Origin of the sequence: Paenibacillus terrae (assembly GCF_000943545.1) — a bacterium.
Lineage (GTDB): Bacteria > Bacillota > Bacilli > Paenibacillales > Paenibacillaceae > Paenibacillus > Paenibacillus terrae_A.
On record NZ_JTHP01000017.1, the window covers coordinates 22,136 to 47,530 of the forward strand.

The window sequence follows — 25,395 nt, forward strand, 5'->3', positions numbered from 1 at the left end:
TAGTTAAATTGATTGTGCTCCAAAAAGAAATTATAATGTAATGAATTGAAAAGCGAAAGGGAGAGCATCCATGACAAGCAGAACCAAAAGGACGATATGGTCGGTTCTAGCCGTGATTATCGTCGCGATTGTCGGCTTTGCCGTGTATTATTTTTCATCCATTTATAATCAACTGGACAATCTGCATAAAGAGGGTGCAAACTCCCCATTCAAAAATGTAAAGCAGGTCGATCAGGTGCGCACACCAGACCCGCCCAAGTGGGAAGGTACGGATCCGGTCAACATTTTGCTGATGGGTGTCGATGGTCGTGGTATCCAAAAAGGGGAAGTCCCCCGGTCGGACAGCATGATGGTCGTATCGCTTGATCCCGTCAAGAAAAAGATTCACCTCTTCTCTATTTTGCGTGATACGTACGTAGATATTCCCGGCTACGATAAAAATCGGATTAACACCGCCATTACTCACGGCCCCAACACGGCCATGAAGGCGGCTGGCGACCTGCTGGGGATTCCGGTGCAATATTATGTGTATACCGATTTTCAAGGATTTATTAAGCTGGTGGACGCCGTGGGCGGCATTGATCTTGAAGTGGAGAAGGATATGCATTATACAAGTAATGCCGATAAGCATGAATACGATATTAATCTGAAAAAAGGCATGCAGCATCTGGGCGGCAAAGAGGCGCTTCAATACGTGCGGTTTCGCCACGACGCCATGTCGGACTTCTCCCGGTCGGGACGTCAGCGTGCATTTTTGGAGGCTATAGCACAGAAAATGCAGAGCACGACCTCCATTGCCAATTTGCCGAGCATTTTGCAGCAGGTAAACCCGTTTATTGATACGAATCTTAGTGTCAACGATATGTGGAGGCTGGCAAACGTTGGCTACCAAAGCAACTTTGCTGGCAGCGAGCAGGTTCCGCCGATGAAGCTGCTCGGGGAAGAAAATGTAGGCGGCGCGCAGGTTCTTACCGTCCGCGATCCGGAAGAATTGAAAAAGTACGTGCAGGATATATTCAACAATCCTCCTGTACAGACACAGGAACAAAATAAGGATCAAAACAAAACGAAGCAACCGGACAGTGCATCATCGTCCAAGACGGATAAGGCTTCTTTCACGGGTGGCAGCAAAACCAGTAGTGATGCTGCTGCCACACAATCGACAACAAAGACAGGACAAAAAGAGCTATAATGATGTATGCAGGGGCAGCCGTGAACGCTGCCCTTTGGCGTGTGTATATCCTATTTTAATGAACGGAAAGGAAGTTTTGGATGATGAAACGGGAAACCTCCGAAGCATTATATAAAGAAGCACTGGAGCATATTGTCGGGGGCGTAAACAGTCCTTCACGCTCTTTCAAGGCTGTGGGCGGCGGCGCTCCGGTATTTATGAAACGCGCCAAAGGCGCTCATTTCTGGGACGAGGATGATAATCGGTACATTGATTATTTAGCGGCTTACGGCCCTATTATTACCGGACATGCCCACCCTCATATTACCAAGGCCATTAGTGAGGCGGCAGCGAACGGGGTATTGTACGGAACCTCAACGGTATTGGAAATCAAGCTCGCCAAGATGCTAAAGGAAGCCATTCCTTCCATGGACAAGGTCCGGTTTGTGAATTCCGGCACAGAAGCGGTCATGACGACGATCCGTGTTGCACGGGCCTATACGAAGCGAAACAAGATCATCAAATTTGCAGGCTGCTACCACGGTCACTCGGATCTGGTGCTCGTAGCCGCAGGCTCCGGCCCGTCCACGCTGGGCATACCGGACAGCGCAGGAATTACGACCAACATTGCGAGCGAGGTTATTACCGTGCCTTTCAATGATCTGGACGCGTTGCGCCAAGCCTTGGAGCGTTGGAGCGATGATGTGGCAGCAGTCATGGTCGAGCCGATTGTCGGCAATTTCGGCATGGTAATGCCGCAGCCCGGTTTTCTGGAAGGGCTATGCTCGATGGCACGGGCGAACGGTTCACTCGTCATCTATGACGAGGTCATTACTGCGTTCCGCTTCCACTACGGCTCCACCCAAACGTACGCCGGGTTGGACAATCATGATGCGATTCAGCCGGATTTGACCGCGCTGGGTAAAATCATGGGCGGCGGCCTGCCGATCGGTGCCTACGGCGGCAGCAAGCATGTGATGGAGCAGGTTGCTCCACTCGGCCCGGCTTATCAGGCGGGCACCATGGCGGGCAACCCGGCTTCCATCTCGTCAGGCATTGCATGCCTTGAAGTCCTTCAAGGCGAAGGCGTGTATGAAGAGATGGAACGTCTCGCTGTGAGACTGACGGACGGCATCGCTTCCTCAGCCGAGCGCCATGGCGTGCCGTTGACGATTAACCGCATCCGTGGAGCATTCTCCACCCATTTTTGCGATCATCCGATCACGAACTACGATGAGGCGCAGGATACAGACGGCGAAGCGTTCGCTTCCTTCTTCCGCCATATGCTGGATCGCGGTATTCATCTGGCCCCATCGAAGTACGAAGCATGGTTCCTCACAACGGCACACACAGATGAAGACGTGGATGCTACGCTGGAAGCAGCGGACGATTCTTTCCGTGCGATGGCACAGGGCAAGTAAGCAGATCGGTACGACATGATGGAATCTTGATAGGATAAGGGCCGGAAGCAGCTTTAAGGACTGGGATATCCCACCTTTGAGACTGCCTTCCGGCTTTTTTTAATTTGCAAACTGTACCCGTACAGTTGTACATTTTATGGATTGTATCAAATGACACCATCCGGGTATATTGGGAGGAGCAACATGTTGAAATCATTCAGCGCAGGCTAATTAAAAAAAATGCCTGAGCCATTCATTACGGAGGTTTATCATGCACAGTCGTTCCAAAACTGGAGCCGCCTATTTGGCTGCTCTCAGCTATGCCGCTATACTCGGTTTTTCATTTTTGTTTGTGAAGCTGACGGTCACGGAAGCCAGCCCGCTGGATGTAATCGCCCACCGCTTTGCTTTGTCTTTTATCGCTTTGACGGTTCCGGTAGTGTTGGGCTGGATCAAGATTAACATCACGCGGCGCGATATCCTGCGTATTTTACCGCTGGCGCTGCTCTCGCCTTTAGTGTATTTTCCATTGCAAGCCTTCGGGCTGATGAGCACCTCTTCATCGGAAGGCGGCATTATTCAAGCAACCGTTCCCATCTTCACGCTGCTGCTGGCGTCCTATTTTATTAAAGAGCGGACTACGGTTGTCCAAAAGCTTTCCTTGCTGCTCTCTGTAGCAGGCGTTATTTTTATATTCGTGATGAAAAGCGGAGCGTCCATGGCCTCCAATAGCTTTGGTGGCATTCTTTTGCTCGTGCTCTCTGCTGTTTGCCTATCCGGCTATAACGTGCTGGCTCGTCCATTAACACAAAAATACAGTCCGATGGAGTTGACCTATGCTACCTCCATTTTGGGATGTATCGTTTTTAACTTGGTGGCCCTGGGATATCATGCCATAGACGGCTCCATGAGCACTTATATCGCTCCCCTGGTAAAGCCTGATTACTGGCTGGCACTGGCTTATCTGGGCATTCTGTCTACCCTCGTCACCTCGCTTTTATCAAGCTTTGCCTTGAAGTGGATCGAAGCCTCGAAAATGAGTGTTATCGGTAATTTATCCACTCTCATTTCCATGATAGCAGGTGCTTATATTTTGAAGGAGCAGCTCGCATACTATCATATTGTCGGGGCAGTTATTATCATTATCGGGGTATTGGGCACCAATTTTGGAGGTCGGAGAAGCTTCGAGCCGCGAAAAGCGTCTGCTGCAAAGCCACTAAAAGTGGACTGAAAATAGATGTACATTTCACTTGTGGAATCTGTATAATTTTGATCTTTGACGCTTCTCTTGAACGATTTTTTCCTCGCAAAAAAGATATCCCCGGGCTGTCGTTTACTCCGGCTCGGGGATATCTTTTTTAGTTCATCTATTTCATTAGAATGATTCAAACCCATATTTCAGCCTTCAACCGGGTACGCCATGACACTCATTAGCGCCAGTTCTGGCTGTGTCGTGTCTAGTCTGCTATATTGTACAATCACCGGTACGTCGCTGGTGACCGTAATCGCATAGGGAATGCCTGCCGGAATCCGTTCGCCATCCCTCTCCAGCGAGGCCGTGCGGATATGGCGGGTTCTTCTTCCTTCTACCACCTCGACCAATCCTTCCAGCGGCTCACGGTCTTCAAAATAGATGTCTATACTCAGCTTGGCCGCTTGAGTTCCACAGTTCAGCACACATATACTCTCATGACTAAGCAGTTCTCCCCGGCTTTCGGGTGGAATATATCCATCGGGGATGACCCAGAATAAGCTGCCCCGCGGCTGGTTTACTTTTTCCTGAGGAAGCTCAGTATTTCCCATGCTATCCGACTCCTTTCACCTAAAATACTTGCGCATCCCTATGCTGTCCTCAAAAATAAATCGCTGGCAGTGAATCTGTCACAGTGAATGATCCTGACGAGTCAGCCGCAAGCAACCTATCTTTCTACGCGAATGGATTCTCCTTGGTACGCAGCAGTTGAGCCAGAAAGGCGAGCGCCAGTCCCTGTCCCCAGCCCTGAATACGTTTGTATGGTACGTTGCGGTAGCCATCAATATCGTTCATCACGGCAGTGCCAGCGGATACACCCGTCACGGTGCCGTCCTCCTTGATTCGGGAAAGAATACCGTCGATCGCCTTTTGCGTGTATTTGTTAAAAAGTCGCCCCTGCATAAGCAAAGCCGTCGCAATACCTGCGGAGCCTGAGGTTTCCAGATAGGAGGTTTCATCATTCAGCACCGTATGCCACAGCCCTTCCGGGGATTGCAGCCGTACCAGCGCACTGAGCTGGTCACGCAGCGAACCGTCGATGATCATGTAGGATGGATGCTGCACCTCCACGAATTTCAGCGCTTTTGCCATTGTGAGTGCAGCCCACGAATTTCCCCGCGCCCAGTAAATACCTGACATCCGGCTTTGGTTCGCATGATCCCAACCGTGGTAATACAAATTCGTATCCGGGTCCTGCAAAAATTCCTCATGCCCGTGATATTGCCGGATACCGTCCTCCCAATATTCCTTGTTACCCAGCAGATGACCGATGCGCAGCAAATAATAGCCTGCCATAAACATCGTATCCACCCACGCTTGCTGCGGAAATACGTCATGAAGTGAATTCACCGTATGCTGGAAAATGCCGTCGGCGAACCGCTCGGCTTTCTTCGCCAGAAATTCCGCCATTTCGGTGGCGATATCAAGGTACTTTTGCTCTCCTGTAGCTTGATACAGCGTCAGCAAACAGTGTCCCACAGACACACCGTTCACCGAGAGCGGTGGAAGTCCATCTGCAATATTTTCATCGACCCATTCCTTTAATTTGGTCAAATACTCCTCGTTCCCTGTTGCTTCATAGGCTTCACACACACCGTAAAAGGCCACACCACCCGGCCAATCCCAGCTATAGTCCATTTGAAATGTGCGTTCCACCACCCGGTCGATCACCTGTTTAATTTGTTCCTCATCAAAAATCAATGCTGGCATTTCCTCGTCTCCCCCTTTGGTAATTTTCACGTTAATTTCCTCCTTGACACCTGTTCGAGAAAAACCCGTCCGTCTAACGTAAATACATGCGTAAGGGCTGTAAATCCAGCCCCTTCACAGCATCCGCCACCATATCTGCAATACAGACCGCGCCGTTCTCATGAAAATGTGTATTATCCTCCAAGCCACTGGAAAAGTTCATGTATTCACCAGGCAGCAGCCACATAAAAAGCTCTTTGCTTTCCTCAGGACCCAACCGCTCATATAACTCCTGCGTGCAGGCAGCCAAGTCAATCAGCGGAACATCTGCTTCTTCCGCCAGCTCGCGAACCGCTGTCACATAGTCTCCATGCGTGTCGGATAGCGTACCATCCCCGTTAAAATAACGGCGGTGTACAGGTGTGACCAGCACTGGAGTAGCCTCATGACTTCTGGCTCCGTCAATGTAGAGGCGCAGGTGCTCCTTGTAGGTCGTAAAAGGCTCTGTAGCCCGTTCCGGGTCCGACTTCTGATCATTATGGCCGAACTGGATGAACAGGAAGTCTCCTGCTTTCATTTCAGTCAAAATAACGTCCAGCCGTCCTTCGTCCACGAAGCTTTTGGAGCTTCTTCCCGATACGGCGTGATTATCCACGCAGACATCATGCTTGAACAGGGCTGGCAAAGCCTGGCCCCAGCCTGTATACGGATAGCCGGACGCGTCCTGATCCGTAACCGTGGAATCTCCGGCCAGGAACAGCCGGAGGGTCTGTGGCGCTGGCGCAATCTCCAGCGCATTGAGCCGCGGCGCGGTGCCCGATACGGCGAGGCGCAGCTTGCCGCCCCTGACGGGCACCGTAAACCGGGCCTCTGTGAACTGGCCCGGCAGCGTGTGTAACGGGGGCAGCACATGCTTGCCCTCGCCGGCTTTGAGCCGCGTGAGCGTCTCCGCGAGCGGATCGCCGAGCAGCACGGTGACGAGATACATCCCGTCCTCCGGTACATCGGCGACAAACGCAGTTCCCAGCGGGATGCAAAAGCGGCCTCGCAGTCGTGCGAGCGTATCCTTGGGTGCGGTTACGCCGGATAATCGCCTTTCCCGACCATACACATGATCCACGTCCTCAAACCCGTAGCCCTGCTCAGCAGTATACGAGCAATCCGGGGGTACTCCTGTGTAGCTATCCGCAGGCTCGCCCGGACCAAAATCAAACTTCCACATTCCACTCACCTCTCCGCTATAACCCTTAGCCCCACTTTATCCCTTCAAGCCGCTTGAGCTCATTCCTTGGACAATTTGCTTCTGGAAGGCGAAGAATACAGCGATAACCGGAACCAGGCTCAAAATGGACATCGCGAACATCCCCCCCCAGTTGGAGGCCGATTCGCTATCAAGGAACATTTTAAGTGCCATAGATACGGTATATTTCTCCGGCGAATTCAGATACAGCACCGGACCCAGAAGATCCTCCCACTTCCAGTAGAAAGAGAAGATGGCCGCCGTAGCCAGCGAGGATTTGAGCAATGGCAAAATAATTCGGAAATATAGCCGGAATTTGCCGCATCCGTCAATCGTCGCTGCTTCATCCAGCTCTATCGGAATCGTTCGGATAAACTGGACCATCAGGAAGATGAAGAACGGCATCCCGAAAAACGATGGCACGACCAGTGGCAAAATCGTATTGACCCAGCCGAGCTTGGTGAAAATAATGTATTGCGGTACCAGTACCACATCCCCTGGCAGCATAAGCGTCATCATCATCAGGGCAAACCAAAAGTTACGCCCCTTGAATTTCATACGTGCGAAGCCAAATGCGATTAATGAGGAGGAGAGCACCGCTCCTATCGTTGCAATCAAGACAATCGTGAACGAATTCAAGATGTACGTGCCGAAGTTGTATCCACTTGTGCCCTTCCAGCCTGTCACATAGTTTTGCCAAATCCATTCTGTAGGGAACAAGGAACCTGCCGTGACGAATATCGTCCGACTCTCCTTGAACGAGCTGAACAGCATCCAGAATACGGGATACAGCATCAGGAGCGCCAGCGCAGCGACCAGAATGTGATAGATTGGCCATTTGAACGTTTTCCATGCCATCGGTATCAGCGCCCCTTTTCCGTTTCATAGAATACCCAGTATTTGGAGGTTATAAATAAAATTGCTGTCAGTATCGCGATCATAATGAGCATGACCCAAGCCATAGCCGCCGCATATCCCATGTTGCTAAACATAAACGCCTGTCGGAACAAATACAGCGAATGCAACATCGTTCCATCCATCGGACCGCCCTCGCCCTTGGAAATAACGTAGGCCGGAACAAAGGTCATAAAGGCGCTGATCGTCTGCATAATCAGGTTAAATAAAATAATCGGACTGAGCAGAGGCAGCGTAATACTGAAGAATTTTCGCACTGGCGAAGCGCCGTCCACGCTGGACGCCTCGTACATTTCAACCGAAATATTCTTCAAGCCGGCCAGAAAAATAAGCATGGAGGAGCCGAATTGCCATACGGACAAGGTGATCAGCATCGCAAGCGAAGCATTCGGATCACCAAACCATTTCACCGGAGTTGCCCCCAAGGCCACAAGCAAGCTGTTTACAATGCCTTCATTGCTGAAAATGTTGCGCCACATGATGGACACCGCAACGCTGCCCCCGATAATGGACGGCAGATAGTACATTGTCCGATAGGTCCCGACCATACGCGATTTGGTATTCAAAATCATAGCCACAAACAGTGCGAAAATCAGTCGCAGCGGAACACCGACCAATACATACGTAAACGTAACCCTGATCGAATTCCAATATTTCGGGTCGGCTGTGAACATTTTTTCAAAGTTCCCCAGACCAATCCATTTGGGCGGGGTGAACAGGTTGTAGGATGTAAAGGACAGATACAACGAAATAAACATCGGAATTAATGTAAATGCCAGAAAGCCCACAATAAACGGGCTGATAAACGCATATCCGGTCATATTGGCTCTCAAGTTCTGATGATTTCGCAAGCTCATCAAGCCTCCCTTCTGTTGCATTTTGTTGATTAGCCAAACTTATTATATTTATAATTCGTTGTTACATGTATTTCATCATGATATATAGAAGCAGCTTCTGCGGTTTGTTCGTCGTATTAACCGTGCGCAATCATGCTATCACTACGCACGGTTAACTTAACGAAACCGACCTTTGCCCCTATGTCAAAACGGTGTCAGACTCCTAAGGAATCCATTACGCTAATTACTGCTTGTTATTCGCAAGGATGGTATTCGCATCAGCCCGGAATTTAACCGCTGCATCCTCTGCCGTCATCTGCCCGAAATTGACCTGCTCAATATAATCGGTCAGGGTCGCAATCACTTCCGGTGATCCAACGGGCGGCGGTGGGCTCATTGGAGAAGCCTTCGGTTCCATGGAAGCCACAAAATCAAACACCTGCTTCGTAGGCTCGCTCAGCTCTGCCGCTACAGCTTCCTTGATTTTGGCGGAAATCGGTACGCCCCGCTCACCTTTAATCAATTTATTCGCTTCTACATCATTCATCCAGAAATCAATAAACTTAGCGGCTTCATCCTTCACCTGTGAATGGGAAGCGACCGCCCAGTACATCGTAGGCTGCATGTATATGCCTTTTTCCATATTCGGTCCAAACATTGGAGCCAACGCCATCGGGCGGTTAACAACCTGCTGTAAGCCTACATACTGATTGGACCATTGCCAAACGCCGATGCCCTTTTCTTTTACAATATCGGATTCTTCAATAATCCCCTTGGTCTGGTTCATGACTTCAGGAGACGGGGTTGCCTCCTTCTTAATCAGATCAGCCATACTGCTGAAGAAATCGACAAACAGCTTATCGTCGTCATACCCCAATCCTGTTCCTTCCGCATTGTAGAGAGACTTTCCATGTGTACGCAAATAGTAGTGGAAGAAAATATCGGCAACCATGGAGCTGTCAAAGTGTACTTTATTGGATGCTGCCTTCAAAGCCAGTTCTTTGTATTGATCCCATGTCCAGTTGTCAGGAATTTTGTCTATACCCGCCTTTTTGAGCAACGCCGGATCATATTGGAAACCCAGCACATTGACACCTGTTGGAATACCATATTGCTTTCCGGCAATTACACCGGTTTTGAGTACATTTTCGTTCACGTCAGCGACCTGAATTTTCTGATTCAGGTAAGGCGCCAAATCCTCCAGTTGACCGTTTTTCGCATATTGGCTAATGTACGAAATGTCCATTTGTACGATATCCGGCAGCTGGTTTGCCGCAGCCTGCGGGGCGAGCTTTTTCCAATAGTCATCAAAAGAGGCATATTCCACATCAATCGTCACATTTGGATTTTTCTGCTTATACAGGTCAACGACCTTCTGCGTATATTCATGACGCGTATCCGATCCCCACCAAGCGATCCGCAACTTTACCTTCCCGTCTGCACTTGTGCCCGAATTGCCACCGCTGTTCGCTCCGCTGCATGCCGTCGTCAGCACGAGCAGCATAGCCATGACCAGAAACCATCCCTTTTTGCCCACTTATCTCTCCCCTTTTCGCTGTTCTAGAAAGGAGCCATGTTACAAGTGACAACGTATTTACGCAAAATTGATAGCGTTTACATTTGCTCCTGTTGTTATTTTCCCAAAAGCAGAGAAGCATTGGAATACACAAATCAGATTTCCTGGGTTTAAAAAACAGAGAGGATTACTTGTACCTAAATAAGCCGAACTTAAAAGTTTCTTATCGTGCCACTACGCAGTTGGATGGTGCTTCCCATCGCCACCGCCCCCGGATTTCTGAAATTAAGCCTATGATCAAGGTAGAAATCCGGGGACAAAAGCGACCGCTTCGCTTGTACAGCACTATTCCACCTACTCCGTTTATAAGCCACCGTCACTGCGAACCATTAGTGGAAATGGGGATATTATACTTTAGGCATTCTGTCTTCCTTAAGCAATCTACCGATATATAAGAAAGGAGGATGAATTACATGAAACTCAAAGCTGGTGCTGCCGGAAGACATATCAGATTAGTGTATGGTGCAAACGGACATTTTATGGCTCTGGGAAGCATTTCACTTGAAACATTTCGTAAGGTTAGAAAAAAGCTGGTCCGTAATACTACTTTTAAGGATTTAAGAGATTTAAGAGCGGGGATCTCATCACAGGTGAAATTTTCTCTACAACTTACCATGATTATAGCAATCACTTCTTTTATAATTACATTCGCAATATCACCAATGACTTTTTACCTACAGCAATCCTCAAAAACAAATGATTGGACTCATGAGTATTTAGTTTTAATTCATAAAGAAAAACTACAGGAAATTGAAAGTATTACTGGAAAAGAGGATTACTTAAAAGATGCATTGGAGAATGAGAGAACAAGTTACATTACGGAATTAAGCAAATTACAAAGGGTTCATATTAGGGCGATTTCTTTGGTTATAGTTCCTATAATGCTCATATTTTCAACATTAATTTATAGAAATAAGTGGCTGTATTGTGTCGAGCAATGCGTTAATGAAGCATTTGAAGAAAAAAAGGAACTACTTGAAAAGAAGAAGGAACGAAGAGAGAAGGAGTTACAAAGTCGCAAAGATACACACTTGATTAACTAAATGTTTTAGGAAGTAGAACTAACGTTTTCACGCCATAACTATATTTCTTGTAAATAAAAATAAAAAAGCCAACAACATGAAGATCCTCTTGCCATTTGATATCGTCCTTGATATATTTATATCAAGGACGATATCAAAGTCTGATTACAGAGAAACGAGGTTGTTTCATGGCAGAAATTATTTTTTATTATACGGTTAAAGGGAACTCTGAAGTGGATGACTTCCTGCAATTACTGGATGATAAGGCTGTATGCGGTGATATGAAAGCTGAGAAACATCTAGAAGATATTGATTACACTTTTCAGAGAGTAGAGGATGGAATGCCACACTCACGCCCTTTACGAGGCGGGTTGTACGAATTACGGCCTGGACGCCTTCGAATCCTATACTTTCGCTGGCAAGGTAAGCTCGTGCTGTTAACCGTCTTTCAGAAAAGCACTCAATAAACCCCAAATCATGAAATTGAACGAGCCGAAAATAGGATTAAGGATTGGATGAAGCGTTTCGGAAAGTAAATCCCCTTGATACCGGAGGTGATAACACAATGAATGAGAAGCCAGAACTTAAAACTTGGTCCGATAGACGCAAACAGTTAAACTATAAAACTGATTATGAAAAACAAGTGATCACTGAAATGGCTCGGGTAGTAAATGATATCGTCCGCAGACGTAAAGAACTTGGGCTTACACAACGTGATGTAGCTGAGAGAACTGGTATTACTCAAGCCCAAGTGGCGAGATTGGAGACTTCAACGTCTGTGCCCTCTATGGAGACTGTAATGAAAGTAGCTCTTGCTTTGGGCTTCAAACTTGGGTTTGAAGAATCAACTAATGAACAAGCTGCATCTAAATTGACGTACGAATAAACTTTAACATGTAATATGATGTATGCCATGAAACTTTAAAGGAGCCGTGAGGCTCCTTTTTTCTTTTGAGGAAGGGAATTAGAGCCTTACTTACCCACTCATCCCCGTTCCTGTGATTTAATATACTCCGATGGGGTCATACCCGCCCATTTTTTGAACACCTGGCTGAAATATTGGGCGTTTCCGCCGAAGCCGAACCATTCCGCCAGCTCAAACACCTTTACATCTCCCGTCTCCCGAATATGCTCAGCCGCACGTTCGATCCGATAGCGATTAACGTAATGTGAAAAGTTTTCACCCGTTACCTTTTTGAAAATTTTCCCCAGGTAGTCGGAATTCATGTACAGCATTTGCCCGGCCACTGCGTTCAGGGACAAATCGGATTTTCGATAGTTTTGCTCAATAATGGTGATCATTTTATCAACCGTGGAGGATTGACGGCTCACATTGCTCTTATAGTAGATTGCGGTCATTCGTCCGGCAGCCTCCTGCACAAAGGATTTGAGACAAGCAAGCGTTTTTTGCTCTGCCAGCACGGCCATTCGGCTCGTAAACTCGGAGCGCTCCTCTTCAGGGCATATACGGATCATGGCGGCATACAGCTGAAGCACATAGGAACGGGTCACCGAAATTTCCAGCTTCATACGGGACAGAATGCCAAACAGTCGATCCACTTCCTGTACAACCTCCTCCGTATTTCCAGCCTTGATCAGCAGACCAAACTTTTCCTCGTCCAGCTCCAAATCGGCCATCTCCCGTGGGTCCTCGGTCGCCAGATCTTCCTTCGTAATCAGACTGCCCTCCCCGGTATAAAAACGGTGATTCATACAATGCAGTGTCTCCCGGTACATCCCCCTCGAGTGCTCCATACTGTCAGATTCGCTAACCGCAACCGTCACCTCCAGCTTGTAAAAACGGCGAAACGTCGCACGTACCGCGTCAAGCTGCTCCATAAGCCTGGACGTATCGTTCCCGCTTTCCAGCACGATGAGCAGTTGGCCTTGCATGGTCGTACCAAGCAGGACATTATCCATTAAATCTGCCGCAATATTTTGCAGCGCAAACAGATGCTCCGGCTCATGGGATTCCTCGACTCGCAGCAGTAGCATTCGAACCTGCTTATCTTGCAGCTCCAGACCGAATAACCGCTCATAAAAAGCGATATCCCGACTGCCGTAAGTTTTATAGGAAATAAACTCCTTCAAAAAATGCTCCTTTACATGCGGCAGCATACGCTGAAAATCAAGCTTCATCCGGTTCACAAACTGCTTGCGCTCCTCCTGTTCCTCCCGCTCCTGCCCCAGCTCGGTCAACGCCTCATGAATTTGCCGCTCATTGCAGGGCTTCAACAAGTAGTGCTTTACCCCGTATTGCATGGCCCGACAAGCATAGTCGAAATCTTTATAGCCGGACAACAGAATGAAACGAACATCTGGAAAATGCTCCGTCGTTTTGGCAACCAGGCCGATGCCATCCAATCCAGGCATAGAGATGTCGCTGATCACAAAATCAGGCGGACTGGCCTGAATCTGATCGTAGGCCTCAATCCCATTGCGTGCTGTACCCACCAGCTTTGTCCCTGCTTTGCTCCAATCTACCACCTGTGATATTCCTTCCAAAATCATACGCTCATCATCAACCAGCAGCACCTTGTACATGACCCTGTTCCCCTTTCACATATGGAATACAGACATGAATCGACGTTCCTGTTCCTGACTCACTGTGCAGCTCTATCCCCCACGGTGTACCAAACGTCAGGTCAATCCGCTCCTGAATGTTCGCAAGCCCAATACCCTGCCCCCGTGTAGCGACCTGCCCGCTTCGCAGCTTTTCCAGAAAATCCCGTGTCATTCCCGGCCCGTCATCCTCGACCCGCAGCAACAACGCACCTTCTTGCTCCCGGGCAATGATAGTAATCCGACATGGCTCAATTCGCGGCTCCAGCGCGTAATGAATCGCATTCTCTACCAAGGGTTGAAGCGTCAGCTTCGGAATCTGCGCATCCATCAGCTCCTCTGGCACATCCAGATGGAAAACAAGGCGTTCATCGAAGCGTGTTTTTTGGATCGTTACATAACTTCGCACAATGTCCAATTCTTTCCGAAGTGGAATGAGCTGTTCCTCAAAACTGACCGCACTGCGCAACAGAAATGCAAGCGCCTCTACCATTTCTGAGATACGGTCCTGCTTATTCGCCTTGGCGAGCCAGTTCACAGACTCCAGCGTGTTATACAAAAAATGCGGATTAATTTGAGCCTGAAGCGCCTTTAATTCCGTCTCCCGCAGCAATAGCTGCTTCGCAACATTCTCATTAATCAGCTCACGGATACGGCGGACCATCTTCTTATAAGTCCGGTGCAGCAAGCCCACCTCATCCTGTGTGGAAAGCGGAACTGCGCCGAGTGCTTCCTCCTCCAGACGGTCGAGATCTCCTTTTTCAATTTTACGCATGTTCTGGATTAGTTGAACGATCGGCTTCGTAATACTGCCAGATAATCGGGCTCCCAGTGCCAGCGCGATCAGAAGCATAATGACAAAAATAGCGCTTACAATTTCTTTGATTATAGTAATACTCCGAAACATATCATCAAAGGGGGTCATATGCAAATACGTCCAGCCCGTATAAGAGGATTTGATCTGGGCTGCGAAAAAGGTCCCGCCTGTGTAGGTCGCAATTCCGTAAGGCTGCTTCCGCGCAAGCTCGGCCTGCATATCACTCTCACTCAAAGGCGGTGTTTCGGGATAAATCATCTGCTTGCCATCTGTAATCATCAGCTGTCCGTCACGACCGGAGGTCTGCACACGATCCGCTACAATTCGGTCAATCCGCACACGAATCGCAAGCGTTCCGAGCCCATTTAACGTAAAATTGGTATCTGTAAAGGATTTGAATTCCCGCGCTGCCAGTAAGGAGGAGTGACCTGCCGCATACCATGCGTTGGAACCGTCATATTCGGCTGCCAGCTCCGACAGGGTGGATCGAAGCTCTGAGGGAATACCCTCACGGTTGCCCGCACTCATGACCTGCCCCTCTTTGTCGATCACCATCATAGAATAGATATAGGTTTCAGAGCCTGCGAAGGCGACAAGCCTATTCGTTATTTTTTTACGCAGCACCATTTTGGTATAAGGAGAGGTTTCTCTTTCCAATTGTAGCAAATAACGCTGAAGCTGTTCGTCTGTTGTCACCTTGAAAGTAACTTTTTCAACATCCTTCAGCTCATTTTCAATACCGATTGAAGAAATGTTGAGTACTTCGGATGTCTTTTTATACATTTGATTATCATAAATATGAAATACGTATTTAAGTATGACTGCAACAACCGCAAAATTAACCAGCATGAGCACCGTAATCAGCAGTACCATTTTATGATGGATTCCGGCATTTTTGAAAGCGCTTTTAAAATAAGTGATCAGTGGATGTCGCCTCCTTCGCTCGTCCTGCGCGTTCCAGCATGGAATGGAGATTGCACGATAAAGCTATACATCATACAAAATACCCCATGCCTTGGTCATTCGGCAAGAGGTATTTGTGTTCGCTCAGCGTTTGTCGGTTGGTTCCGATTTGTCCGCCTTGCTCATATATTCATCGTATCGGTCATCCAGTTCCCGTGCCATGCTGCGGTATTTACGCGTCTCCTCCACAATAGGGTCGATATGGGTTTGAATCCGCACCTCATATTTAGGAGTGAGCCGTTCGCGTTTTTTGGCCTCATTCTCACGAATTTCGCCTTCCGTCAGCAATTCACTGAGCTCGCGCTCCAAATCCTCGGATTGGCCCATCATCCTTCCTCCTTCAGCGATAAGCGATATAGGTGTATTATAACCCGGTTGCGTCTGCTTCTTTCAGTACTTGAATGAGTTGAGAATGAATAGCCGTATTAGTCGCTGCAATATGTCGCACGCTAAGGTCATAAGGCCTGCCCAGCGTATCTGTGATCGTTCCTCCCGATTCCTGTACCAGCAAAGCGCCCGCTGCTACATCCCAGGCATTCAAACCGATTTCACAATAGGCTGACAGCCTTCCCGATGCCACATAAGCCAGATGCAGGGCTGCCGAGCCGAGTGCCCGAATGCCTCGTACCTGCGGTGTAAGTGCCTGTGCAATCTTCATATTCAGCGGCTGTGCAAAAGTGCGGTCCGGCGGGAAGCCGATGCACACCAGACTGTCTCCCAGTGTTTCTTCTCTGGATGCCCTCATCAGATTGCCATGTACATACGCGCCTTTACCTTTTTCAGCCACAAACATTTCGTCGCGGGACGGATCATAAATGACACCAACAATCACCTCTCCACGGTGGGCCAAAGCGATAGATACACTGTAGTACGGCAGGCTGTGTACAAAATTGGTTGTACCGTCTACTGGATCAATAATCCACAAATATTCCTCTTCACGAGCAGCCTCCAATGCACGGGCCGAAGCCTCGGCACCCGGCTCTACCCCCTCTTCGCCCAAAATGGCATGGTCGGGAAAATGCGTGAGAATCAGTCTGCGGATCATCTGCTCCGCACCTTTATCCACTTCGGTCACAAGGTCCGTCGGGGACTGCTTGGTGCCTAACTGCTCGACGGTGCCTAGTCTGCTTTTGATCCATTCCCCTGCTTTGGATGCCGCGTTAATGGCCACAGCGGTATAACTTTTTCCTGATACAATATAGGGAACCTTTTCGTTTTCATGTTCGTTCAACGTGTTCACTCTACTTTCTATATCATTGTTACGTGGTTTACGAAGCTGCATTACAGCACAGTCTCTTAACCATCTCTGTTAAAGTACAACTTTTCTAGTTACGCAATCTATTATACACAATATATTCCATAAAGTTTCTCTATTTGGGAACTTATCCGCAGAACAATATTCTTTAAGGCGTAATTTCTACCGAAGCCCCATCTAGCACCTTTACTCCGTCACCTTCTCGTACACGCAGTTCCTTCATCAGCCCGAACAGCGCTTCATCCTTGCGTTTGGCTTCCAGCATGATGTCAATCCGATCCGTATATCCGGCAATGTTACGCAAAAAAGTAAGCAGCGGCTCCACCTGAACACCGTCCGCATGACCGCGGGGGTCTTTTTCACTTTTGGGACTGGACGCATGGATTTTGGGTGGCAGTGGATCATCGGGAGAAGAACCCGTTTGAGCCAATTCCCCTTTCCATGTATCCAAAATGCCAGGCCACAGCTCCCACGGCTTCTCGCCCTCGTTATTTACCCATTGATGATGAATGTCGAGAACCATTGGCAGCCCCGTCCGCTTGCACGCTTCCAGCGTTTCCATCGCATTAAACGTTTTATCATCATTTTCCAGCGTCATTCGTTCCCTTAACGAAAGCTCCAGCGCACCCACTTGCTCTACAAAGCGCTGACTCGACGTCACCTTGTCTCCATACGCGCCGCCGATATGAATGTTGTTCTTGGCATCCGCACCGAGTCCCATCGCTTCCAGCATCGCTTTATGATGCTTGAGATCGTTAATGGAGCTTTGCAGTACTTCCGGGCGGGGAGTGCTCAGCACTGTAAAATGATCCGGGTGAAACGAGACTCTCATCCCGTTCGCTTTGACAACATTCCCGACCTCTGAAAAATCAGCGGCAAGTGCCTGAAAGGGGTCCCAGCCACGCAAATCCTGATGAGTCGCCAGCGGAATCAGCTTGGATGAAAAACGGTAAACCTTGATATCGCTTGCCCGATTATGACGCAGCAGCCGCAATGTATTATGCAGGTTTTCGGTTGCAATTCGTTCCAGCTTGCGGATCGCGGCCTCTCGATCTCCAATTTTGTTAAAGCTGGCCATCGTCATCGTTTTGGAGGGCGATGCATTTTGTACGGTGACTGACATGGCTACATAGCCGAACCTTACTATCATAGGGTGTCCTTCCTTTCAACAGATCGCAGTAGATGGCGAGGCCACTTTCGTTCTGTGACCTCAATCCCTTTTCTACTGAATCATACCCGGAAAAGCCCCCTCTGATTCGGCGTTAATCTGTCCTTCACCTGTCTATTGCGCTCCAAAAAACATTTCATCCGCCAATGCGGTCTGAACTCTTGCTTCCTCTTCATTCAGCTTGCGAATGAGGATCATTTCAACCTCGGTCACTTCGTCGCCCTGAAAATTGATTTCGGCAATACAGCCGACAATCTGCACGATGGCTACTGCCACATTGTCCACGCTGTAAGCGATGACCTTCTGACCTGTGGGGAACACACGCAGGCCGGATTTAACCATTTTGCCGCGTCCGTATTCCAGCAGTTCGTACAATTCCTGTTCGCTCTTGAATTTGCACACAGAGTTAAATTCGGTTTGAAAGCCCATGTTTAGCCGCCACCTTTCGTGATTAAGGATTCTTGCAAATCCTAATTGTATACCATGTATATGAACAAAAAGGGGAGTGATCAGCTCCCCCTGGTTCGTTTTATGAATTCTCGTAATGCAGCGCAGACCTGCGCTCATAACGCTCCAGTGCGAGTGCAATCATGCGGTCCAGCAGGCTTTGATAGGATACGCCCGTTTCTCTCCACAGCAATGGATACATACTGAACGGCGTAAAGCCCGGCATCGTGTTTACTTCATTAATAAAAATATGTCCGTCCGAACGTCTGACGAAGAAATCGGCACGGGAAATCCCGCAGCCCTCCAGAGCGCGGAATGCCTGCAATGCAGCTTCACGGATACGATCTGCTACTTCCTCGTCCAACGGTGCCGGAATGAGCATTTCTGATTGGCCGTCCGTGTATTTGGCAGCATAATCGTAATAGTCGCTGGACGATACAATTTCGCCCGGTACGGAAGCAATCGGCTCGTCGTTACCGAGTACGCTGACCTCGACCTCGCGGGCATCGACATACTCCTCCACAATGACCTTCAAATCAAATTGCAAAGCCAGCTCGACTGCCTTTTCCAGCTCTTCCCGGTTAGTGGCTTTGGAAATGCCGACACTTGATCCCAGATTCGCCGGCTTGACGAAGCACGGGTACCCTAACTCGGTTTCCATCTTGCGCACCAGGTCATGACTGGTTTGTGACCACTGTGTACTGTTAAAATAACAGTATTTCACTTGCGGCAATCCTGCATGCTCGAACAGCTTCTTCATAACGCCTTTGTCCATCCCTGCGGCAGAAGCCAGCACACCTGCACCGACATAAGGCATATCTGCCATTTCGAACAAGCCCTGAATCGTTCCGTCCTCACCAAAGGTGCCATGCAGCAGCGGGAACAGCACATCCAGCGTCTGCTCTCCGTACAGCTTGCCGAACAACGTATCTAATGCCGCCTTCGTACCGCCCTCTGCGCGCTCCAGCTTCAATTGCTCTACGGAAGCCAAAGGTGCGTCAAGCAGCGACCCTCTGCGCCAATCGCCAGCCTTTGTAATATAAAAAAGAATAATCTCGTATTTCTCATAATCAAAAGCGTTCAGTACCGCATACGCCGTTTGCAGCGAAACCTCATGTTCACCCGATTTGCCGCCGTACACCAGCCCTACGGTCAATTTTTGTTTTGCCATGCCTATCCTCCGCTTTCCTGCTTTCGTCATTGTGCCTGATTTGCGTCACTGTACCTGTTATATACATTTCATTTAAAAATAGTCGGCGATGTGATAAAAGCGATACACCGTGTTGTCCGTCCACGCATACGAATTTTTGTAGTCCCAATAACGGTGCCTGGAGCTTACCGTATGCGCATTGACAAGCGGCATCCCGCCCGCATCAAAGGCCGTTACCACCGTGCTGTGCTGAAAGATGCCGTCACCATCCCAATCATAAAAAATGACGTCTCCCAGCATTAGCTGCTCCGGACGACTCACCTGCTCGGCGGTCAACCCCCACGAGCTGGAGCCCAAATACCGCTCCAGACTGTTGGAAACTGCCCAACTGTAGCTCCACAGCTCACGTCCGGCGACCCGTCCTTTGTACCACCAGCCCGATTCTCTTTTACCAGTATAGTGGATCGGTGCTCCCCCTGCAAAGAGGCATTGCGAGATATAATTGGTGCAATCCACATCAAAACCTTCAAACTCCGGGTTGAAGCTATCCCACCACTGATCCGCATAGGCTGCCGCCTCTTCCCGGCGATATCGGCTGGGCCGTGCTGATGAGCCAAAGCCCAGTACACCTTGATTCAGCAGCGGCAGATTCCCTCCCTGATTAAACGAAGCCTGTTCAAAAGGAACCTCTCCCCCCGTCGGCTTCCTTTCTGCCGGATCACGCTCGATTCTTGCTACCTGCCAGGCTTCCCCCTCACGCGTGAACGTCAGACGTTCCCGTTCAACCCGATCCTCCCGGTGGGTCATTCCGCCTTTTTCATAAAAGAGCCGGACATGCAGTTGTACATCCACCACAGCCTCTTCCGACGTATCCTGCACAATTCGCAGCGGCTTGGCGCGTGTTTCGCTACGTAATGGAACGGCGTTCCGCTCGTTATACCACTGTTCCAATCTGGCCGTACGGGCCGCACGCTCCATCCGCTGACCTACCTCCAGATATTCATCCGGCTGTGGAGCGCTGTTCACCTCACTCCGGTTATATTGGTTCACATAAGCAAAAAGGGCCTGCTTCCATTCCCGCTCCCCCATCCCTGTCCCTCCATTTCCGTCCCGCCATCCCTGTTTGGGAATAGCCAGGATACTGAATAACTTTCTTACTTCCCTCTATAGCCTGATATGGCTCTCTATCTATAAGTATGAATCTCTAAAGCTTGGTATGAACACAGAAACACGAGAAAGAAGGAACGTTTTATTTTCCAAGCTTCGGTGTACAAATTAGGCCAAAAAAACTTTACGTAATCGATTGAAAACGGTATACTTAATGCAGAAACAATATTTTGAAATTAGGTTTCATCTAATGAAACTAATTAAAATCATCTTCTCCTCTATTATGAAAATAACGGTTATCCATAGGTTAATCGGTTATTCTTCAAATCAGCCATGCTGCTTTCATGAGAGCGTAACCAAATTAAACCAACTGTGCAAGACGTCGAAAAAACGACATCCCTATTTTCCCCAAGCATCCACTTCAAGGAGGTAATACTTATGTCAGGAAAAGATCAATTCTCCATTGCCCGCAGTCTCGAAGTTAACGGCAAGCCTTACCGTTATTACAGTCTCAAGGCACTGGAGGAACAAGGAAAAAGCGGTATCGCCAAGCTGCCTTTCTCCATTAAAGTGTTGCTGGAAGCCGCTGTGCGCCAATTCGATGGACGCGCAATTACTGAGGAGCATGTGCAGCAGCTTACAGGCTGGGCTGAGGATCGTGACACCAACAAGGAAATTCCATTCATCCCTGCACGCATCGTGCTTCAGGATTTTACCGGCGTTCCGGTGGTTGTCGATTTGGCAGCCATGCGCGATACTGTGAAAAAAGCGGGCGGCGACCCGAAACAAATCAACCCGCTTGTACCCGTCGATCTCGTTATCGACCACTCGGTTATGGTCGATGCCTTTGGTACCAGCGATGCGCTGGACTATAATATTAATGTAGAATTTGAGCGTAACGAGGAACGGTACCGTTTTCTGCGCTGGGCGCAAACGGCGTTCAACAACTTCCGTGCCGTGCCACCGTCCACCGGTATCGTCCATCAGGTCAATCTGGAGTATCTGGCATCCGTGGCCGCCACCAAAACCATTGACGGCGAAACCGTCGTTTTCCCGGATTCCCTCGTCGGAACGGATTCCCATACGACGATGATTAACGGTTTGGGTGTCGTCGGCTGGGGCGTCGGCGGGATTGAGGCAGAGGCGGGTATGCTGGGGCAACCGCTGTATTTTGTCACACCGGATGTTATCGGCTTCAAGCTGACAGGCAGTCTGACGGAAGGCTCTACCGCCACCGATCTGGCACTCACTGTAACCCAAATGCTGCGTAAAAAAGGCGTAGTCGGCAAATTCGTGGAATTTTACGGACCCGGCCTGGCTAACATCAGCTTGGCTGACCGTGCAACGGTTGCCAATATGGCACCGGAATACGGCGCAACGGTTGGCTTCTTCCCGGTTGATGCGGAAACGCTGGCCTACCTGCGCAGCACCGGACGTTCTGATGAGCAAGTGAGTCTTGTAGAGGAATATTACAAAGCGCAAGGCATGTTCCGCACATCCGATACGCCGGACCCTGTGTTCAGCGATACGATTGAACTGGATCTGGCTTCGGTTGTACCGAGTCTCGCGGGTCCCAAACGTCCGCAGGACCGTGTTGAGCTTAGCCGCATGAAGGAAACCTTTGAAGGCATTATCCGTACCCCTGTGGACAAAGGCGGCTACGGACTGAGTGATGAAAAGATCGCACAGAAAATTCCGCTGACCCATCCGGACGGCTCCACCAGCGAGCTGGGTACTGGCGCTGTCGTGATTGCGGCTATCACAAGCTGCACGAACACCTCCAACCCAAGCGTTATGCTGGGCGCAGGCTTGCTCGCCAAAAAGGCAGTACAACGCGGGCTCAAAAAGCCGGGCTATGTGAAAACCAGCTTGACGCCGGGCTCCCTTGTCGTGACGGAATACCTGCAAAAAGCAGGGCTAATCGGTCCGCTGGAAGCACTCGGCTTCCACGTGGCTGGCTACGGCTGCGCGACCTGCATCGGTAACTCCGGTCCGCTTCCTGACGAAGTTAGTCAGGCTATCACAGACAATGATCTGACGGTTGGTGCGGTCATTTCCGGTAACCGGAACTTTGAGGGCCGCGTGCATGCGCAAGTCAAAGCCAACTATCTCGGCTCACCGCCACTGGTTGTTGCTTATGCGCTGGCAGGTACGGTGAACATTGATTTGGTGAATGATCCGCTCGGTTACGATCAGGACAATCAGCCGGTCTACCTGAAAGACATCTGGCCAACCTCCGAGGAAATCAAGGAAGCGATCAGCCTGTCTCTCAGCCCGGATATGTTCCGTCGTAAATATGAGAATGTATTTACTGCCAACGAAAAATGGAACTCCATTCCGGTTCCTGAAGGCGAACTGTACGAATGGGATGAAAAATCAACTTATATTCAAAATCCACCATTCTTTGAAAAACTTCAAGATGGTGTGCAGGATATCAAGGAAATCCGTAATGCCCGTGTGCTTGCCCTGCTGAATGATTCGGTCACGACGGACCATATCTCGCCAGCAGGCAACATCGCCCCTTCCAGCCCGGCAGGACTGTACTTGAAGGAGCATGGCGTGGAACGCAAGGACTTCAACTCCTACGGCTCCCGTCGCGGTAACCACGAGGTCATGATGCGCGGTACGTTCGCTAACATCCGTATCCGCAACAACGTAGCTCCCGGCACCGAGGGCGGCGTGACCAAATACTTGCCGACGGATGAGGAAATGTCCATCTACGATGCATCTATGAAATATCAGGCAGCCGATCAAAGCCTGATCGTTATTGCAGGCAAGGAATACGGCACAGGCAGCTCCCGTGACTGGGCAGCCAAAGGTACACTTCTGCTGGGAGTCAAAGCCGTCATTGCAGAAAGCTTCGAGCGGATTCACCGCAGTAACCTGGTCGGTATGGGTGTGCTTCCACTGCAATTCCAGGAAGGCAACGGCTGGTCCAGCCTGGGTCTGAACGGTCGTGAAACGTTTGACATTCTCGGCATCGACAATGACGTGAAGCCGGGTCAAGAGCTTACCGTTGTAGCCAAACGCGAGGATGGCACGAAGTTCGAGTTCCCGGTAACTGCCCGTCTGGACAGCACCGTCGATATTGACTACTACCACAACGGTGGTATTCTGCAAACCGTATTGCGTCAAATGATCGCAGACTAAGTTTTTGAACGTCAAATGTGAAGAACCCCCGATTGCAGCTCTATCTGCGAATCGGGGGTATTTTTTATCTATATAAAACAAAAAAGCCGATCCCTCAGGACCGACTTCCAACCATGTTACCCTATAACCTTCGTACTCGCCAATTACTTCGAAATATCCAAAAAACCCTCTCCGAACACGTCCCGCACATCATGAATGGTGATAAATGCTGCTGTGTCGATAGCTTTCACAATCTTTTTAAGCGCTGACACCTCTTGCTTGCTGATGACGATATATAGAACTTCTTTCGGATTTTTCGTGTAGTACCCGTGGCCTGACAGGACTGTAACTCCCCGATCCATTTGGGTAATGACCATTTCTGCAATTTTATTTTGATGCTCCGAAATGATCATGACCGCTTTCTTCGGGTTCAGACCTTCGATCATGAAATCCATAACCTTCGTACCGACGTACAAAATAACGATGGTCAGCATGAGCTTTTCCGGGCCAATAATAAAATAGGACGAAAACGCAACAATCAGATCAAAAAACAGCAAGCCATAGCTGATGTTCCAATCCAGATACTTGTTGGCGATCCGGGCCAAAATGACCGTTCCTGCTGTTGTGCCGCCCACCCGCACGATTAAACCAATTCCGATACCCACCAAAACCCCGGCAAATACGGCGTTAATCGTCGGCTCATGCGAATCAATCCGCCAGTTGGCCGTTAAATGTAAAAACAGCGAGTTAAAAGCAACCGCAATCACGGTATACAGGGTCGTTCTCTTGTCCAAAAATTTATATCCGACAATCAGCAGCAATCCATTGATCACCAGATTGACGATCGAGGGAGACCACTGAAACAGGTAGTACAAAATGATCGTGACCCCTGTAACGCCCCCCTCGCCAAACTCATTCGGGATAACAAACAGATTAACAGCCAGCGCGAAAAAAAACGCACCCAGAATAATAAATGCGATGTCTGCAATTCTTTTTTTCATATATGTCCTGGTCCTTTCTTAAACATTTCAACGGATGAATCGCCAGATGGATTGGCTGATTCTAGTAGCTAAAACACGCTTACAACCAGTTCATGGTATCCACTCCCAAACATAAAGTCAATACAACTTTGACACTTTAATTCGCCACCAGACTGACTTCATATTGACTTCAGGATTTTGCAAAATCCTCACCTATATAAGGATATTCGACAAAAAAACACGATCCCGACTACTAAACTAAGAAAACAGGCCTCTGGCCCTTGTTCTGAACCTAGGCACATTTTCCCTCAGAATGACCATACACCTAATCCTCATTTTGGACACATATGACCATCTTCCTGTTTTATGTCAAAAGCGTTTTAATTTGAAAAAATGCGTTTATAATGATTGAAACATTACCAAGCAGTCTACCCGGTATTACGACATCAAGTACATACGAATAGTCCTATACAGACGTCCTAAGCAACTCAATCTGAATTTGACAAAATGGAATTGGAGGAACTACCTACATGAATACAATGAATTTAACTGTACACACCTTGATGCCCTTTCATCACCAAAACCAACGTGCCAACGCAGTGAGTATGCAGAAGAAAGAAGACAGCTCGGAGAAGAAGCTCAGCTTTCAGGACATTTTGAATGAGAAAATGGGTAAAAAATAAAGCAGCCGTTTATCCGGTTGCATGATCTCGCTT

General features: G+C 48.9%; 23 protein-coding genes. 8 read left to right on the forward strand and 15 right to left on the reverse strand.

Translation table 11 applies throughout. From position 1 onward, the window contains the following. Positions 1-70: 70 nt before the first annotated feature. The 3 genes from QD47_RS10600 (at position 71) to QD47_RS10610 (ending at position 3,802) form a co-directional block, all read left to right on the forward strand. Entirely contained in the window at positions 71-1,192 is a 1,122-nt protein-coding gene (locus QD47_RS10600) for an LCP family protein (RefSeq protein ID WP_044646092.1), read from the forward strand. Positions 1,193-1,275: 83 nt separating this feature from the next. Continuing rightward, positions 1,276-2,592, forward strand: coding sequence for a glutamate-1-semialdehyde 2,1-aminomutase (locus tag QD47_RS10605; RefSeq protein WP_200893414.1), 1,317 nt, complete (start codon positions 1,276-1,278; stop codon positions 2,590-2,592). A 250-nt stretch (positions 2,593-2,842) separates the two neighbouring features. Continuing rightward, positions 2,843-3,802 carry a DMT family transporter gene (locus QD47_RS10610; protein ID WP_044646094.1) on the forward strand — a complete coding sequence of 320 codons (960 nt, stop codon included), beginning with the start codon at positions 2,843-2,845 and terminating at the stop codon, positions 3,800-3,802. Positions 3,803-3,969: 167 nt separating this feature from the next. Here QD47_RS10610 and QD47_RS10615 read toward each other — a convergent pair whose 3' ends face one another. The 6 genes from QD47_RS10615 to QD47_RS10640 all read right to left on the reverse strand — a co-directional run bounded on the left by QD47_RS10615 (position 3,970) and on the right by QD47_RS10640 (position 10,040). Beyond that, positions 3,970-4,374, reverse strand: a complete 405-nt coding sequence (locus tag QD47_RS10615; RefSeq protein WP_044646095.1) for a sensory rhodopsin transducer — start codon at positions 4,372-4,374, stop codon at positions 3,970-3,972. Positions 4,375-4,498: 124 nt separating this feature from the next. Continuing rightward, the gene (locus tag QD47_RS10620) at positions 4,499-5,533 is read right to left on the reverse strand and encodes a glycoside hydrolase family 88/105 protein (protein ID WP_044646153.1); all 1,035 of its coding nucleotides are present in this window, start codon (positions 5,531-5,533) and stop codon (positions 4,499-4,501) included. Positions 5,534-5,606: 73 nt separating this feature from the next. Continuing rightward, the gene (locus tag QD47_RS10625) at positions 5,607-6,734 is read right to left on the reverse strand and encodes a rhamnogalacturonan acetylesterase (protein ID WP_044646096.1); all 1,128 of its coding nucleotides are present in this window, start codon (positions 6,732-6,734) and stop codon (positions 5,607-5,609) included. A 36-nt stretch (positions 6,735-6,770) separates the two neighbouring features. Then, complete coding sequence (locus tag QD47_RS10630; RefSeq protein ID WP_044646097.1) at positions 6,771-7,610, reverse strand: carbohydrate ABC transporter permease; 840 nt, start codon at positions 7,608-7,610, stop codon at positions 6,771-6,773. 5 nt (positions 7,611-7,615) lie between these two features. Continuing rightward, positions 7,616-8,524 (reverse strand): carbohydrate ABC transporter permease, encoded by a 909-nt coding sequence (locus QD47_RS10635; RefSeq protein ID WP_044646098.1) that lies wholly within the window; start codon positions 8,522-8,524, stop codon positions 7,616-7,618. A gap of 223 nt (positions 8,525-8,747) precedes the next feature. Further along, the gene (locus QD47_RS10640; protein WP_044646099.1) at positions 8,748-10,040 is read right to left on the reverse strand and encodes an ABC transporter substrate-binding protein; all 1,293 of its coding nucleotides are present in this window, start codon (positions 10,038-10,040) and stop codon (positions 8,748-8,750) included. Between the two features lie 452 nt (positions 10,041-10,492). On the opposite strand from QD47_RS10640, the gene QD47_RS10645 reads away from it, so the two are divergent. The 3 genes from QD47_RS10645 (at position 10,493) to QD47_RS10655 (ending at position 11,987) form a co-directional block, all read left to right on the forward strand. After that, positions 10,493-11,122, forward strand: a complete 630-nt coding sequence (locus QD47_RS10645; RefSeq protein ID WP_044646100.1) for a hypothetical protein — start codon at positions 10,493-10,495, stop codon at positions 11,120-11,122. Between the two features lie 167 nt (positions 11,123-11,289). Continuing rightward, positions 11,290-11,568, forward strand: a complete 279-nt coding sequence (locus QD47_RS10650) for a type II toxin-antitoxin system RelE/ParE family toxin (protein ID WP_044646101.1) — start codon at positions 11,290-11,292, stop codon at positions 11,566-11,568. A gap of 98 nt (positions 11,569-11,666) precedes the next feature. Next, positions 11,667-11,987 carry a helix-turn-helix domain-containing protein gene (locus QD47_RS10655; protein WP_044646102.1) on the forward strand — a complete coding sequence of 107 codons (321 nt, stop codon included), beginning with the start codon at positions 11,667-11,669 and terminating at the stop codon, positions 11,985-11,987. A 98-nt stretch (positions 11,988-12,085) separates the two neighbouring features. Here QD47_RS10655 and QD47_RS10660 read toward each other — a convergent pair whose 3' ends face one another. The 8 genes from QD47_RS10660 to QD47_RS10695 form a co-directional block, all read right to left on the reverse strand. Then, on the reverse strand, positions 12,086-13,645 hold the full coding sequence (locus QD47_RS10660; protein ID WP_044646103.1) for a response regulator transcription factor: 1,560 nt from the start codon (positions 13,643-13,645) through the stop codon (positions 12,086-12,088). Beyond that, positions 13,623-15,353 carry a sensor histidine kinase gene (locus tag QD47_RS10665; RefSeq protein WP_235332241.1) on the reverse strand — a complete coding sequence of 577 codons (1,731 nt, stop codon included), beginning with the start codon at positions 15,351-15,353 and terminating at the stop codon, positions 13,623-13,625. The genes QD47_RS10660 and QD47_RS10665 overlap by 23 nt, the downstream gene beginning before the upstream one ends. 174 nt (positions 15,354-15,527) lie before the next feature. Beyond that, a complete protein-coding gene (locus QD47_RS10670) occupies positions 15,528-15,770 on the reverse strand; it encodes a hypothetical protein (protein WP_044646105.1) in 243 nt (80 codons plus the stop codon). Between the two features lie 37 nt (positions 15,771-15,807). Continuing rightward, on the reverse strand, positions 15,808-16,725 hold the full coding sequence (locus QD47_RS10675; protein ID WP_200893411.1) for an inositol monophosphatase family protein: 918 nt from the start codon (positions 16,723-16,725) through the stop codon (positions 15,808-15,810). A gap of 121 nt (positions 16,726-16,846) precedes the next feature. Next, positions 16,847-17,848: a UV DNA damage repair endonuclease UvsE gene (gene uvsE, locus QD47_RS10680; protein ID WP_044646106.1), complete on the reverse strand. Its 1,002-nt coding sequence runs from the start codon at positions 17,846-17,848 to the stop codon at positions 16,847-16,849. A gap of 132 nt (positions 17,849-17,980) precedes the next feature. Then, complete coding sequence (locus tag QD47_RS10685) at positions 17,981-18,295, reverse strand: hypothetical protein (RefSeq protein WP_044646107.1); 315 nt, start codon at positions 18,293-18,295, stop codon at positions 17,981-17,983. 100 nt (positions 18,296-18,395) lie between these two features. Next, positions 18,396-19,484: a D-alanine--D-alanine ligase gene (locus QD47_RS10690; protein ID WP_044646108.1), complete on the reverse strand. Its 1,089-nt coding sequence runs from the start codon at positions 19,482-19,484 to the stop codon at positions 18,396-18,398. A gap of 72 nt (positions 19,485-19,556) precedes the next feature. Continuing rightward, complete coding sequence (locus QD47_RS10695; RefSeq protein ID WP_044646109.1) at positions 19,557-20,552, reverse strand: amidase domain-containing protein; 996 nt, start codon at positions 20,550-20,552, stop codon at positions 19,557-19,559. A gap of 456 nt (positions 20,553-21,008) precedes the next feature. On the opposite strand from QD47_RS10695, the gene acnA reads away from it, so the two are divergent. Then, positions 21,009-23,720, forward strand: a complete 2,712-nt coding sequence (gene acnA, locus QD47_RS10700) for an aconitate hydratase AcnA (protein WP_044646110.1) — start codon at positions 21,009-21,011, stop codon at positions 23,718-23,720. Between the two features lie 143 nt (positions 23,721-23,863). On the opposite strand, the gene QD47_RS10705 is transcribed toward acnA, so the two are convergent. Then, positions 23,864-24,700, reverse strand: a complete 837-nt coding sequence (locus tag QD47_RS10705; RefSeq protein ID WP_044646111.1) for a YitT family protein — start codon at positions 24,698-24,700, stop codon at positions 23,864-23,866. Between the two features lie 509 nt (positions 24,701-25,209). Between QD47_RS10705 and QD47_RS32495 the strand changes: the two genes are divergently transcribed. Then, positions 25,210-25,362 carry a hypothetical protein gene (locus tag QD47_RS32495; RefSeq protein ID WP_200893412.1) on the forward strand — a complete coding sequence of 51 codons (153 nt, stop codon included), beginning with the start codon at positions 25,210-25,212 and terminating at the stop codon, positions 25,360-25,362. Positions 25,363-25,395: the final 33 nt, after the last annotated feature.